We start from the raw sequence: 526 nt of genomic DNA, 5'->3' as shown, positions 1-526 counted from the left end.
TTTGCCATAGGGGAATACAGGTAGTGACATAGCTTCTCCAGTTAGCTGATGTTTTAATTTGGTGGCAGATTCTATCAAAAAGATGTAGTCCGATGAAACTATGTTCTAATCACTATTTTCTAAGTAGTTCGTTTAATTCAAAATATTTATTTTTAATCTAGCCCTAATTAACTAAAAAGGCCGTCTGAAAACCCGCATCATCAGGTTTTCAGACGGCCTCAATCTTTTTATCACAAAAAATCAGTCTGCCAATTTTCTTGCCAATTCTGCCAAACGTTTACCTTGTGCAAAGGCAATATCGTTTTCTTCGGAGGTCAATGCCGGCTTGCTGTCGTAGCCGGAAACATGGCTTGCGCCGTAAGGCGTGCCGCCGCTTTGGGTATTGCTGAGCGCGGACTCGGTATATGGAATGCCGCTGATGACCATGCCGTGATGCAACAGGGGCAGCATCATGGTCAGCAGGGTGCTTTCTTGGCCGCCGTGCAGTGAAGATGTGCTGGTGAAAACGGTGGCGGGTTTGCCGACG

At 45.8% G+C, this 526-nt stretch carries 1 pseudogene; it reads right to left on the bottom strand.

Annotated elements, in window-relative coordinates:
- Positions 1-240: 240 nt before the first annotated feature.
- Positions 241-526 (bottom strand): annotated as a pseudogene (locus ACTHUE_RS20065) (NAD(P)H:quinone oxidoreductase); the annotation flags it as partial.

The sequence above is a fragment of the Neisseria sp. P0021.S005 genome (assembly GCF_051956955.1).
The sequence above is the reverse complement of the archived record's forward strand: the minus strand, read 5'-3'. Positions and strand labels throughout refer to the sequence as shown.